This is a genomic window from Salinarimonas sp., from assembly GCF_040111675.1.
In the GTDB taxonomy this organism is placed as follows: domain Bacteria; phylum Pseudomonadota; class Alphaproteobacteria; order Rhizobiales; family Beijerinckiaceae; genus Salinarimonas.
This window is the reverse complement of the sequence record NZ_CP157794.1, coordinates 4,872,123-4,883,978: the sequence shown is the minus strand read 5'-3', so window position 1 is coordinate 4,883,978 and position 11,856 is coordinate 4,872,123. Positions and strand designations below refer to the sequence as shown.

Genomic DNA, 11,856 nt, shown 5'->3' with positions numbered 1-11,856 from the left:
GCTACCTCGCGGGCGTGCGGGTGGAGGGCGTCGTCGAGGGCGCGGCCGGAACCGAGCCGGTGATGGCGGGCGCGCCCGGCGTCGCCGTCGGCGCGCCGAGGCCGAGCGCCTGCAGCTTGGCGCCGATCTCGTCCGCGTCCGGCGGCCGGTCCGGCAGGTCCTCGAAGCGGGCGAGATGCTCGACCGCGAAGGGCACGACATCGGGCAGGTGCGCGTCGGTCAGCGCCTCGACCCGGTCGGGACGGTTGAGGAAGGCCCATTCCGCGCGCAGCACCGCGATCATCTCGCGCTCGCGCTCGATCTCGCGCTCGAGCCGGGCGAGCTCCTCGGTCTGGCGGATGGTCTCGTACTTGATCGAGTAGGCCCACACGGCCGAGCCGATGAGGCCCGCGATGGCGGCGACGTGCAGGAGCTTGATCATCGCCGGCCTCGCGTGCGGGTCTCGTTCGGGAGCGCGGCGAGCGCCTCGATCGCCGCGAGGGGCGCCTGCGCCGGGGCGTCGAGCCGCTCGCCGGCGCGCAGCTTGGCGGAGCGCGCCCGCGGGTTGACGGCGAGCTCCTCCTCGGAGGGCGTCACCGGGCCCTTCGTCGCGAGGCGGAAGCTCGGCTGGGGCGGGGCGGCCGCGCTCGGCAGGTGCCGCGAGCCGCCGCCGCCGGCGCGGCCCGAGCGGGCGGCGAGGAACTGCTTGACGATGCGGTCCTCGAGCGAATGGAAGGTCACCACCACGAGCCGCCCGCCGGGCTTGAGCACCCGCTCGGCCGCGTGCAGCGCGCGGGTCAGCTCGCCCAGCTCGTCGTTGACCGCGATGCGCAGGCCCTGGAAGGCCCGCGTCGCCGGGTGCGGCCCGTGCGGATCGGCGCGCACGAAGCGCGAGACCAGGTCGGCGAGCTCCTTGGTCGTCTCGAAGGGCTTGCGCCGGCGCGCCTCGACGATGCCGCGGGCGATGGCCCGGGCCCGGCGCTCCTCGCCGTAATGGTAGAAGACGTCCGCGAGCGTCGCCTCGTCCGCCTCGTTGACGAGATCGGCCGCGCTCGGCCCGGCCTTCTCCATGCGCATGTCGAGGGGGCCCTCGAAGCGGAAGGAGAAGCCGCGGGCGGCCTCGTCGAGCTGCATGGACGAGACGCCGATGTCGAGCACGACCCCGTCGAGCCCGTCCGGCGCATGCTCCCGCGCCACGCGCTCGAGATCGCCGAATCGCGCCTCGACCAGCGCGAGCCGCGGCGCGTAGGCCGCAACGAGATCCCGCCCGCCGGCGATCGCCTCGGGGTCGCGGTCGAGCGCGATCACGCGGGTGTCGGGGTTCGCGTCGAGCAGCGCGCGGGTGTAGCCGCCGGCGCCGAAGGTGCCGTCGACAATCGCGCCGCCCGCCGCGGGGGCGAGCGCCGCCACGACCTCCTCCAGGAGCACGGGCGCATGACGGGCCAGTCCGCCAGCGGCGCCGGCCAGGCCGTCGCCGCGGCCCATCATCGTTCCCGTGCTCCTGGCGAGGCCTCTGCCGAAGGGCTCGCGCCCGCCGGAACCTTGAGCGTGGCCGTTCCGATATTCCGTTTCATCTCCCGCACCTTCGCGCGCGCCTCCTCCAAGTGCGCGCGAAAGCGTTCGGGTTCCCAGATCTGGAACTTGTGGCCCAGGCCCACGAAGGTCACCGCGTCCGCGATGCCGGCATGGGCCTTCACGCTCTCCGTCAGGATGACTCTGCCCTCCGTATCGACCTTGAGGATCTCGCTCGTCCCGAACAGGGCCGTGGAGAGCTGATCCCGCTCGTCCGAATAGGGCGACAGGCTCGACAGGAACGCGTCGATCTCCCCGAGGAGCGCGTTGCCCCCCGCGTCCAGCGCCGGCGCGTCGAGGGTCGGATGGACGTAGAGCCCCTCGAACCCGTCGCGCGTCAGAACCGAGCGGAAGGGCGCCGGGATCGACACGCGTCCCTTCGCATCCAACCGGTTGGTGAAATTGGACACGAAGCGGTTCATCGGCCGCCCGCACGCTCCCGACTGCCAGCCCCTCGGCCGTTACGCCGCCGAACCCCGCCGCAGCGGCGCAACGCAGGCGCGAGCGGACGCCGCTGCTGTCGCAGCGACCGTTCGGCATTCGAAGCACCGCGGACGGGATGATTTGGGATATCATGGGTGCGTATGGTCGTCAATGGAAGCAGCGCGGGACCAAGCCCCGCATGGCGCCCGATCATGAGACCCCGACACGGTTAACGAAGCCTTTCGCGGCGCCCCGAGGGGAGGCGGTTTTCGTTGGCCACGCAAGGAAATGGCCACGCTTGCGGCGCCGTCGGCAGGGCGCCTCGCGCAGCCTGGCGCGCCGGCGCCCGGCGGCGGCGCGAAGAATTGCCCGATGAATTATACGACGGCGAGATGGAAAATTAGTTCGCTCTACAGGATCACTTCGCGAAACCGCCCGAAACTGTTCACGAAAAGTCTTCGCCTGCGACGTCGCGCGCGAGAGAAGGCCTTGCGCGCGCGCCGCCGACCCCACATATTCCCAAGTGAACGCCGCCTCTGCGCGGCGACGGAGCGTCGACGCGTTCGAGACGTCGCGCGGCCGTGGTTCATTTCTCGAGAGGATGGGGTTCAAATGAACGATCAGAACCGCTTCGCCTACGGCACCGGCGTGGCGCGTCCGCAGGCCGAGATCGACCAGGGGCTGCGGGCGTTCATGCTCGGCGTCTACAACAACATGGTGCTGGGTCTGGGCGTCACCGGGCTCGTCGCGTTCGCCACCTACGTGGCGGCCGGCTCGAGCGAGGCGCTCTTCAACGCCCTCTATCTCAGCCCCCTGCGCTGGGTCGTGATGCTCGCGCCTCTGGCCTTCATCTTCTTCTTCGCCTTCAAGATCGAGTCGATGAGCGCCGCCAAGGCGCGGAGCATGTTCCTGCTCTTCTCGGCGATCATGGGCCTGTCGCTCTCGACGATCTTCTTCGTCTTCACCGGCGAATCGATCGTCCAGGTGTTCTTCGTCACCGCCGCGGCCTTCGGCGGCCTGAGCCTCTACGGCTACACGACGAAGCGCTCGCTGTCGGGCATGGGCTCGTTCCTGATCATGGGCCTCATCGGCCTGATCATCGCCATGGTGGTGAACATCTTCCTGGCGTCCTCGGCGATGGCCTTCGCCATCTCGATCCTCGGCGTGCTGATCTTCGCGGGCCTCACCGCGTGGGACACGCAGCGCCTGAAGGAGATGTACCTCTACGGCAATTTCGACGGCGAGACCGCCGGCCGGGTTTCCGTGATGGGCGCCCTGTCGCTGTACCTGAACTTCATCAACATGTTCCAGTTCCTGCTCGCCCTCATGGGCAACCGCGAGTGATCCGGACCCGTTGATCGCCCCGGCGGGCCGCCCCGCCCGCCGGTTCCCCCGGAGAAGCCCCGGCCCCCGTGGCCGGGGCTTTTTCGTGCGCGTCGCGCGCCGCGCCGCGAGAGGAATCCGGAACCCTCACTCCTTCAGCGCCGCGAGCAGCGCCTGCGCCCCCGCGCGCAGGAGGCCCGCGTCGGAGAGGGTCGCGATCAGGTCGAAGCCGCGGTCGCGGAACAGCGTCGCGCGCTCGGGGACGTGGGCGTAGACGCCGATCGGCTTGCCCGCCGCCCGTGCCCGGGAGAGCGCGTGATCGAGCGCCTCCGTCACCGCCGCGCCGGCCGGGTCGACGCCCGCCCCGTTCGAGAGGGCGATCGAGAGGTCGGCCGGGCCGATGAAGACGCCGTCGAGCCCCTCGACCGCCAGGATCTCGTCGATCGCGTCGAGCGCCGCGCGCGTCTCGACCATGGCGAGCACGGTGTGCAGCGTGTTGGCGCGCGGGAAGTAGCCGGCGGGGTCGAGCCCCGTCAGCGCCATGGCGCCGGTCGGCCCCCAGGAGCGCTCGCCCAGAGGCGGATACTTGGTGTGGGCGACGAGCGCGCGGGCGTCCGCCGCGGAGTTGATCATCGGCGCGATGATGCCGGCGGCGCCGGAATCGAGCAGGCGCGAGGCCGTGGCGAACTGCCCCACCGGCACCCGCACGATGGTCGGCTTGCCGGCGGCCGCCACCAGCGGGATCGCCTGCACCGCGTCGGCGAACTCGACCGTCCCGTGCTGCATGTCGAGCGCGACCACGTCGAAGGGCTCGCGGGCGAGCAGGCCCGCGATCTGCGGATGCGGCATCCCGCACCAGGCGGAGACGAGCGGGGCGCCCTTGCCCAGGCGCTCGGAGAGCGCGGCGACGGCCGACATGGTCCTTGTCCTTCCGGTCGAGCTTCGATGCGCCCTTGTAGCAGCCGCCGCCGCGCACGGGAAAGGCGCGGGGCGCCACAGTCCCGCGGGCGCTCTCGCGAATGTGTGACTTGCCCGAACGCGCCCGAGCGCCAAAGGTCGGCCGATCCGGCGCGCCGCCAGGAAAGGCGTGCCCATCCTCTCGAGGAGAGCGCCCCATGTTGATCAAGCGACCCCGCGGCTGGGAGCTGCCCGAGCGCGAGGCGACACCCGAGGCCGTGTTCCTGAACCGGCGCGCCCTGATGAAGGGCGCCGCCGGCCTGATCGGCGTCGGCGCCCTGCCGCGCCTCGCCGCGGCCCAAGGGTCCGGCTCCGAGGCCGACCCCACCGCCGACCTCTATCCCGCCCCGCAGGACCCGCGCTTCACGCTCGACCGCCCGGTCACCGAGGAATCCGTCGCCTCGAACTACAACAATTTCTACGAGTTCGGCTCCTCGAAGCGCGTCGCCGCCGCCGCGCAGCGGCTGGAGACCCGGCCGTGGTCGGTGGTGATCGACGGCATGGTCGAGGAGGAGCGCACCCTCGACATCGATCCGCTGATTCGCTCCATGGCGCTCGAGGAGCGGCTCTACCGGCTGCGCTGCGTCGAGGCCTGGGCGATGGCCGTGCCGTGGACGGGCTTCCCGCTGGCCGATCTCGTGGCCATGGCGCGCCCGCTCTCGTCCGCGCGCTTCCTGCGCTTCGAGACCTTCATGAACCCGGACGTCGCCTCCGGGCAGCGCCAGAGCTGGTATCCCTGGCCCTATGTCGAGGGCGTCACCATGGAGGAGGCGACGAACGAGCTCGCCTTCATGGTCACGGGGATCTACGGCAAGCCGCTCGACGAGCAGTTCGGCGCGCCGATCCGGCTGGCGCTGCCGTGGAAATACGGCTTCAAGTCGATCAAGTCGATCGTGCGCATCACCTTCACGGACGAGCGGCCGGTCTCGTTCTGGGAGGAGCTCGCGCCGCAGGAATACGGCTTCTGGGCCAACGTGAACCCGGACGTGCCCCATCCGCGCTGGAGCCAGGCCGAGGAGCGCATGCTCGGCACCGACGAGGAGCGCCCGACGGTGATCTACAACGGCTACGGCGAGTGGGTGGCCTCGCTCTACGAGGGCAAGGAGGGCGAGAAGCTCTTCATGTGAGCGCTTCGGCGCGCGTCCTCGCCCGGAACGGTCTTCTCCGCGGCCGCGTTCGTTCCCTCAGGACGGACAAGGGAGAACGCCGATGGTCGACGCGCGCCGCATGCTCTCGAACCTGACAGACGCGCTCGGGCGCGCCACGCGCCGCGCGGCCGGCCGCGCCCGGGAGGGCGCCGAGAAGGCCGCGGCGCGCGCCGGCGAGCGGGTGCGCGGACGCGAGGAGGCGCCGCTCCTCGATCTCGCCCGGGTCGACGCCGACGAGGCGCTCTTCCTCGTGCGGGTGATGATCGCCTCCTCCGCCGCCGACGGCGTCGTCGACGACGCCGAGCGCGACCGCCTTCAGGGCGCCATGCGCGACGCCGGCCTCGACCCCACCGACCGGGCCTTCCTCGACGACGAGATCTCCTGGCCCCGCGACATCGAGGAGATCGCCGACGCCGTCGACACGCCCGAGAAGGCCGAGCGCGCCTACGCCGCCGCCCGCCTCGTGATCGAGCCCGACACGATGCAGGAGCGCGAGTTCCTGCGCCTCCTCGCCGAGCGCATGGACCTCACGGCCGAGCAGGTCTCCCGGGTCGAGGCGCGCGCCGGGGGCATCTGAGCCGAGCGTCCCTTGCGCCGCCTCCGCCTCGCCCTTCTCGCCCTCGCCCTCGCCTGCGCCGCCCCCGCCGCCGCGCAGGCGGCCGAAGCGCCCGCGGTCGAGGCGCCCGCCCGCAGCCTGCCCTCCGAGATCGACGCCGGCGACGACGCCGCCATCGCGCGGCGCCTGCGCGCCACCTTCGCCGGCGTCGAGGCGCTGGAGGAGGTGCGCGTCGCGGTCTCGGCCGGCGTCGTGCGGCTGGACGGCGAGGCGCCCACCGCCGCCGCGCGGGACCTCGCCGAGGCGCTCGCCGCGCAGGTCGAGAACGTCGCCCTCGTCGAGAACGACGTGCGCCTCGCCCGCGATCTCGGCGCCGCCTTCCGCGCCGCGCGCGCGCGGCTGACGGGCCGCGCCTTCGACCTGCTGGCTCTGCTGCCGCTCCTCCTCGTCGCGGCGGCGACGATCGTGCTGTTCTGGCTCGCCGGCCGGGCGCTGTCGGCGCGCGACTGGCCCTACCGCCGCGCCCGCAACGCCTTCGCGCGCCGGCTCGGTCGCCAGGCGACCCGCGCGGCGCTCGTTTTCGTCGGCGTGGCGCTCGCCCTCGAGATCGTCGGCGCCACCGCGCTCGCGGCGGGGCTGCTCGGCGCGGCCGGCGTGTTCGGCCTCGTCCTCGGCCTCGCATTCCGCGACCTCGCCGAGAACAGCCTCGCCTCGCTGTTCCTGTCCCTGCGCCAGCCCTTCGCGCCCGACGACTTCGTGCGCATCGGCGATCACGAGGGCAACGTCGTGCGCCTCACCGCCCGCGCCACCGTGCTGCTCACGGTCGAGGGCAACCACGTGCGCATTCCCAACGCCGACGTCTACAAGGGCGTGATCGTGAACTACACGGCGAACCCGCTGCGGCGCTTCGCCTTCCGGGCCGGCATCGGCCTCGCCGAGGACCTCGCCCGCGCGCAGGCGATCGGCCTCGCGGCGCTGCGCGCGACGCCCGGCGTCGAGGCGACGCCGCCGCCGCAGGCCTTCGTCGTGGCGCTCGGCGACTTCGCCGCGCCGGTGGAGCTCGCCGCCTGGGTCGACCAGTCGGCGCACGACTTCATGAAGGTGCGCTCGGAGGCGATCCGCGCCGTGAAGGAGGCGCTGGACGCCGAGGGCGTGGCGATGCCCGAGCCGATCTCCCGGGTGATCCTGGAGCGGGAGGAGGCCGCCGCGCCGCCGCCCCGACCGCGCACGGACCGCCCCCAGCCCACCGCAGGCGACGTCGCCCGATCGGGCGTCATCGAGGCCCAGGCCGACGCCGACCGCGCCCGCGGCGGCGCCGGCCTGCTCGACCCCCGCGCGCCGCGGGAGTTGTGAGGCTCACTCCCAACAGTCGTGAAACCCGCCATACCCCGCATGCAGTTCCTCCCCCACGGCGAAGGTCATCTCCGCCCGGCGGTCCTCGCCCTCCAGCGGCGAGACCACGATGCGGATGTCGCCGGCCTCGAGCCGGACCCGGGCCCCGCTCTCGCCCGAAGCCGCGTCGAGCAGGACGAGGTCGCCGCCGAGCTTGACCACCCCGCGCACCGGCGCGCCCGCGGCCTCGAAGGCGGTGGCGAGGACCGGGCGGCCCGTGCTGGTGTAGCGGAACACGCACAAGGTCGGCGAACCCAGCGCCTTGTCGATCTCGGCGCGGGTCATGCTCGCGGGGTCGAGAGTGGGGACATGGACGGAGGCCAGCGCCTCCTCGGCCGGGACGATGCGCGGGACGCCTTCGCCGCGGGCGGGATCGACCACGTCGTCGGGCCGGTCGGCCTCGCCGCAGGCGGCGAGCGCGGCGGCGGCGAGGAGAGGGAGGAGGAGAGAAAGCCGCATCAGTCTCGCTCCTCGAGATCGTCGATCAGATAGCGCATCTCGGCGATCTCCTTCTCCTGCGCGGCGATGATCTCGTGCGCGAGCTTCGCGACCCGCGGATCGGAGATCTGCGCCCGCTCGGAGGTGAGGATCGCGATCGAATGGTGCGGGATCATCGCGCGCATGTAGTCGACGTCGTCGACGGTGGCCTGGCTGCGCACGAGCCAGAGCGAGAGCGCGAAGACCGCGATCGCGCCGGCATAGATGCCGAGATTGACCGCCCGGCTCTTGTACATGCTCATCATGTAGGAGAGCATGACGACCGCCATGGTGGCGCCCATCAGCAGCGCCATCCAGAACCGGGTCTCCGACCAGAACACCTGCTCCCAGGCGTAGGTGTTCAGGTACATCAGGATGTACATCACCACCGTCGAGGTGGCGATCATCGCGGCGAAACGCCAATAGGACATCCGTTACTCCTCCTCGTCGCGCCCGGTGGAGCCGGTCGTCTCGGCCGCCCCGGCCTGCGCGTAGTCCTCCGGCGTCAAGGCCGGGAGCTCCTTCACGAAGGCGGCGATGCCCCAGATCGTCTCGGAATCGTGGCTCGGCCCGAAGGCGGGCATGCCCGACATCTTCACGCCGTTTTCGACGAGCCAGTAGATCTCGCGCATCTCCCACTCGGCCGCGACCTCGGCGAGGTGCGGCGGGCGCGGGCGCATGCCGGACGCCCAGTCCGCCCGCTCGACGCCCGGGCCGGCATGGCAGTGCTGGCACGAGTCCTTGTACGCGGCCGCCCCCGTCGCGAGCACCTCAGCGGAGATCGTCTCGGGGACGGGCACGTCGGCGGCGCGGCTCTCGACCGAGTTCCGGAAGGTCGTGTCGAAGGCCCAGCGCGTGAACGAGGCGTGCTGCTCGGTGGCCGCGACGTTGTAGGCGCCGGTATAGACCACGACGAGGCCGACGATCCCCGCCACGACGAGCACCGCCAGCGCCCCCGCGACGACGCCGCCCCAGATGGATCCGCGCATGCCGCGCCTCCCCGTCCTGCGCGCCCCTGCCGCAGGGCGCCTCTCGCAGGGCGAACCGTGAGGGTGGCGAGACGGTTCCGGGGGAGCGCCGATCGACAACGGTGGCCGCGCGCGAGGCGGGAGGCGCGCTGCCCCTCCTTGTCGCCCTCCCCCTTACCCCCTATGGTCCGCCCCCATCCGGCACCCACGCGAGACCCGAACCCGTGCGCCACATCTCCACCCGCGGCGAAGCGCCCGCCATCGGCTTCACCGACGCGCTGCTCACCGGCCTCGCCCGCGACGGCGGGCTCTACGTGCCGGAGACCTATCCGGCCTTCGTCGAGAGCCAGATCGCGGCCTTCGCCGGACGCTCCTTCGCCGACGTCGCCAAGGAGGTGATGGGGGCGCTGGTCGAGGGCGAGATCGAGCGACCCGCCCTCGACGGGATGATCGAGGAGGCCTACGCCACCTTCCGCCATCCGGCGACCTGCCCGCTCACGCAGATCGACGACAACCTGTTCGTGCTCGAGCTCTTCCACGGCCCGACGCTCGCCTTCAAGGACGTGGCGATGCAGCTGCTCGGGCGGCTGATGGACCACGTGCTGAAGGCGCGCGGCCAGCGCGCCACCATCGTCGGCGCGACCTCCGGCGACACCGGCTCGGCCGCCGTGGAGGCCTTCTCCGGGCTCGACCAGGTGGACGTCTTCATCCTCTTTCCCCAGGGGCGCGTCTCCGAGGTGCAGCGCCGGCAGATGACCACGGTCGCCGCGCCGAACGTCCACGCGATCGCGCTGGAGGGAACGTTCGACGATTGCCAGGCCATCGTGAAGGGCATGTTCACCCACGCCCGCTTTCGCGACGAGCTGCTGCTGTCGGGCGTCAATTCCATCAACTGGGCGCGGGTGGCGGCGCAGGCGACCTACTATTTCACCGCCGCCGTCTCCCTCGGCGGGCCGCATCGGCCGATCGCCTTCTCGGTGCCCACCGGCAATTTCGGCGACATCCTCGCCGGCGACATCGCCCGGCGCATGGGCCTGCCCGTGGCCGAGCTCGTCATCGCGTCGAACGCCAACGACATCCTGCCGCGCACGCTGGAGACCGGCGCCTACACCGTCACCGGCGTGACGCCGACGACCTCGCCCTCCATGGACATCCAGGTCTCCTCGAATTTCGAGCGGCTGCTGTTCGAGCTCTACGACCGCGACGCGGCCGCGATCCGGGGGCTGATGGGGCAGCTCGCGCAGGCGCGGGGCTTCGCCGTCGCCGAGGCGCCGCTCGCGAGCCTGCGGCGGACCTTCTCCGCCGAGGCCGTGCCGGAGGACGCGGTCGCCGCCGAGATCGGCCGCACCTGGCGCGAGGCGGGCTATCTGCTCGACCCGCACACCGCCATCGGCGTCGTCGCCGGGCGCGCGGCGCTCTCGCGCGAACCCGCGACACCGGTCGTCGCGCTCGCCACCGCCCATCCGGCGAAGTTCCCCGATGCGGTCGAGGCGGCGTCCGGCGTGCGACCGCCGCTGCCGGCGCATCTCGCCGACCTCTACGACCGCCCCGAGCGCTTCGAGGTCCAGCCGAACGACCAGGGCGCCATCGAGCGCTTCATCCGCGCCCGCTCGCGCATACCCGGGGCGCGCGCATGAGCCTGCCCGCGCCGGATCATCGCGAGACGCGGCTCGAGAACGGGCTCGTCGTCGTCACCGAGGCGATGCCGCACATCGCCACCGTCGCGCTCGGCGTCTGGATCGGCGCGGGGGCGCGCGACGAGCGCGAGGACGAGCACGGGCTCTCGCACCTGCTCGAGCACATGGCCTTCAAGGGCACCGCCCGCCGCTCGGCCCAGGCCATCGCCGAGGACATCGAGAACGTCGGCGGGGACATCAACGCCGCGACCTCCGTCGAGTACACCTGCTACACCGCCCGGGTCCTCGGCGAGGACATCGGCCTCGCCCTCGACGTGCTCGGCGACATCCTCACCGCCTCGACCTTCGATCCGGGCGAGCTCGAGCGCGAGCGCGGGGTGATCCTCCAGGAGATCGCGGCCGTGGAGGACACGCCGGACGATCTCGTCGGCGACCTCTTCGTCGAGACCGCCTATCCCGGCCAGCCGCTGGGGCGCCCGATCCTGGGGCGGCCGGAGACGGTCTCCGCCTTCACGCCCGACGCGATCCGCGCCTTCGTCGACCGGCACTACCGCCCGGGCCGCATGGTGATCGCCGCCGCCGGCGCCGTGGAGCACGAGGCCGTGGTCGACGCCGCGCACCGGTTCTTCGGCGCGCTGCCCGAGGGCGCGGGGCCCGACGCGCCGGGGGCCGCCTATCGCGGCGGCGAGCGACGGCTCGAGCGCCGGCACGAGCAGGTCAACGTCATGCTCGGCCTGCCCGGGCGCTCCTTCCGCGACCGGGACTATTACGCGACGCAGCTCTTCGCCCAGGCGCTCGGCGGCTCGATCTCCTCGCGGCTCTGGCAGGAGGTGCGCGAGAAGCGCGGCCTCGCCTATTCGGTCGACGCCTTCCACTGGCCGTTCTCCGACACGGGCCTGTTCGGGCTCGCCGCCGGCGTCTCGCGCGAGGACGCGAAGGCCTTCATGGAGGTGGCGATCGACACCCTGCGCGAGACCGCCGCGAGCCTCAGCGAGGTCGAGCTCGCCCGCGCCAAGGCGCAGGTGAAGGTCGGCCTCCTCGCCGCGCTGGAGACGCCGGGGGGGCGGATCGAGCGGCTGGCGCGCCAGACGCTGGCCTGGGGCCGGATCGTGCCGATGCGCGAGCTGGTCGAGCGGGTGGAGGCGGTGGATCTGGCCGCCGCCCGCGCCGCCGGCGCGGCGCTCCTGTCGGGCGCGCCGACCCTCGCGGCGGTGGGGCCCTTGAAGGGCCTGCCGAAGCTGGGGGCGGTGGCGCAGCGGCTGCGGGGCTAGCGCAGCGGCTTCCGGCCGGGCGATGAGGACTCGACGTGCACGACTCGTCTCTCCTTCCCTGTAGGGGAAGGAGAAGGTCGGCGCGTTCGTACGACCCCTTGCAAAAGGCCAGTCTTCACACCGCCGAGGGCTGGAATCGATCAAGCCGCGAGG

General features: G+C 72.4%; 13 protein-coding genes. 6 read left to right on the top strand and 7 right to left on the bottom strand.

What is annotated here, in order from left to right:
- Position 1 precedes the first annotated feature (1 nt).
- Genes ABL310_RS22650 through mraZ form a run of 3 tightly spaced genes read right to left on the bottom strand, consistent with a single transcriptional unit; the run spans position 2 to position 1,973 of the window.
- Positions 2-421 (bottom strand): hypothetical protein, encoded by a 420-nt coding sequence (locus ABL310_RS22650; RefSeq protein ID WP_349369258.1) that lies wholly within the window; start codon positions 419-421, stop codon positions 2-4.
- A complete protein-coding gene (rsmH, locus tag ABL310_RS22645; protein WP_374730415.1) occupies positions 418-1,464 on the bottom strand; it encodes a 16S rRNA (cytosine(1402)-N(4))-methyltransferase RsmH in 1,047 nt (348 codons plus the stop codon). The genes ABL310_RS22650 and rsmH overlap by 4 nt, the downstream gene beginning before the upstream one ends.
- Complete coding sequence (mraZ, locus tag ABL310_RS22640; RefSeq protein ID WP_349369256.1) at positions 1,464-1,973, bottom strand: division/cell wall cluster transcriptional repressor MraZ; 510 nt, start codon at positions 1,971-1,973, stop codon at positions 1,464-1,466. The genes rsmH and mraZ overlap by 1 nt, the downstream gene beginning before the upstream one ends.
- A gap of 613 nt (positions 1,974-2,586) precedes the next feature.
- Here mraZ and ABL310_RS22635 point away from each other — a divergent pair.
- A complete protein-coding gene (locus tag ABL310_RS22635) occupies positions 2,587-3,318 on the top strand; it encodes a Bax inhibitor-1/YccA family protein (RefSeq protein WP_349369255.1) in 732 nt (243 codons plus the stop codon).
- Positions 3,319-3,444: 126 nt separating this feature from the next.
- On the opposite strand, the gene ABL310_RS22630 is transcribed toward ABL310_RS22635, so the two are convergent.
- Positions 3,445-4,215, bottom strand: a complete 771-nt coding sequence (locus tag ABL310_RS22630) for an aldolase/citrate lyase family protein (protein WP_349369254.1) — start codon at positions 4,213-4,215, stop codon at positions 3,445-3,447.
- Between the two features lie 197 nt (positions 4,216-4,412).
- On the opposite strand from ABL310_RS22630, the gene msrP reads away from it, so the two are divergent.
- The 3 genes from msrP to ABL310_RS22615 all read left to right on the top strand — a co-directional run bounded on the left by msrP (position 4,413) and on the right by ABL310_RS22615 (position 7,311).
- Entirely contained in the window at positions 4,413-5,381 is a 969-nt protein-coding gene (gene msrP, locus ABL310_RS22625) for a protein-methionine-sulfoxide reductase catalytic subunit MsrP (RefSeq protein ID WP_349369253.1), read from the top strand.
- 82 nt (positions 5,382-5,463) lie between these two features.
- Positions 5,464-5,979, top strand: coding sequence for a DUF533 domain-containing protein (locus tag ABL310_RS22620; RefSeq protein WP_349369252.1), 516 nt, complete (start codon positions 5,464-5,466; stop codon positions 5,977-5,979).
- Between the two features lie 12 nt (positions 5,980-5,991).
- Complete coding sequence (locus ABL310_RS22615) at positions 5,992-7,311, top strand: mechanosensitive ion channel domain-containing protein (protein WP_349369251.1); 1,320 nt, start codon at positions 5,992-5,994, stop codon at positions 7,309-7,311.
- A gap of 3 nt (positions 7,312-7,314) precedes the next feature.
- Here the strand turns inward: ABL310_RS22615 and ABL310_RS22610 are convergent, their stop codons facing one another.
- Genes ABL310_RS22610 through ABL310_RS22600 form a run of 3 tightly spaced genes read right to left on the bottom strand, consistent with a single transcriptional unit; the run spans position 7,315 to position 8,816 of the window.
- On the bottom strand, positions 7,315-7,809 hold the full coding sequence (locus ABL310_RS22610) for a hypothetical protein (RefSeq protein ID WP_349369250.1): 495 nt from the start codon (positions 7,807-7,809) through the stop codon (positions 7,315-7,317).
- Positions 7,809-8,258 carry a DUF305 domain-containing protein gene (locus tag ABL310_RS22605; RefSeq protein WP_349369249.1) on the bottom strand — a complete coding sequence of 150 codons (450 nt, stop codon included), beginning with the start codon at positions 8,256-8,258 and terminating at the stop codon, positions 7,809-7,811. Before ABL310_RS22605 ends, ABL310_RS22610 begins: the two co-directional genes overlap by 1 nt.
- A gap of 3 nt (positions 8,259-8,261) precedes the next feature.
- The gene (locus ABL310_RS22600) at positions 8,262-8,816 is read right to left on the bottom strand and encodes a cytochrome c (protein ID WP_349369248.1); all 555 of its coding nucleotides are present in this window, start codon (positions 8,814-8,816) and stop codon (positions 8,262-8,264) included.
- A 203-nt stretch (positions 8,817-9,019) separates the two neighbouring features.
- On the opposite strand from ABL310_RS22600, the gene thrC reads away from it, so the two are divergent.
- Positions 9,020-10,432 carry a threonine synthase gene (gene thrC, locus ABL310_RS22595; RefSeq protein WP_349369247.1) on the top strand — a complete coding sequence of 471 codons (1,413 nt, stop codon included), beginning with the start codon at positions 9,020-9,022 and terminating at the stop codon, positions 10,430-10,432.
- Positions 10,429-11,703 carry a pitrilysin family protein gene (locus ABL310_RS22590; protein ID WP_349369246.1) on the top strand — a complete coding sequence of 425 codons (1,275 nt, stop codon included), beginning with the start codon at positions 10,429-10,431 and terminating at the stop codon, positions 11,701-11,703. Before thrC ends, ABL310_RS22590 begins: the two co-directional genes overlap by 4 nt.
- Positions 11,704-11,856 lie beyond the last annotated feature (153 nt).

Excerpts from the sequence above, each read along its gene's own strand:
- ABL310_RS22650 (WP_349369258.1), bottom strand. The coding sequence starts at position 421 with ATGATCAAGCTCCTGCACGTCGCCGCCATCGCGGGCCTCATCGGCTCG.
- rsmH (WP_374730415.1), bottom strand. The coding sequence starts at position 1,464 with ATGGGCCGCGGCGACGGCCTGGCCGGCGCCGCTGGCGGACTGGCCCGT.
- mraZ (WP_349369256.1), bottom strand. The coding sequence starts at position 1,973 with ATGAACCGCTTCGTGTCCAATTTCACCAACCGGTTGGATGCGAAGGGA.
- ABL310_RS22635 (WP_349369255.1), top strand. The coding sequence starts at position 2,587 with ATGAACGATCAGAACCGCTTCGCCTACGGCACCGGCGTGGCGCGTCCG.
- ABL310_RS22630 (WP_349369254.1), bottom strand. The coding sequence starts at position 4,215 with ATGTCGGCCGTCGCCGCGCTCTCCGAGCGCCTGGGCAAGGGCGCCCCG.
- msrP (WP_349369253.1), top strand. The coding sequence starts at position 4,413 with ATGTTGATCAAGCGACCCCGCGGCTGGGAGCTGCCCGAGCGCGAGGCG.
- ABL310_RS22620 (WP_349369252.1), top strand. The coding sequence starts at position 5,464 with ATGGTCGACGCGCGCCGCATGCTCTCGAACCTGACAGACGCGCTCGGG.
- ABL310_RS22610 (WP_349369250.1), bottom strand. The coding sequence starts at position 7,809 with ATGCGGCTTTCTCTCCTCCTCCCTCTCCTCGCCGCCGCCGCGCTCGCC.
- ABL310_RS22605 (WP_349369249.1), bottom strand. The coding sequence starts at position 8,258 with ATGTCCTATTGGCGTTTCGCCGCGATGATCGCCACCTCGACGGTGGTG.
- ABL310_RS22600 (WP_349369248.1), bottom strand. The coding sequence starts at position 8,816 with ATGCGCGGATCCATCTGGGGCGGCGTCGTCGCGGGGGCGCTGGCGGTG.
- ABL310_RS22590 (WP_349369246.1), top strand. The coding sequence starts at position 10,429 with ATGAGCCTGCCCGCGCCGGATCATCGCGAGACGCGGCTCGAGAACGGG.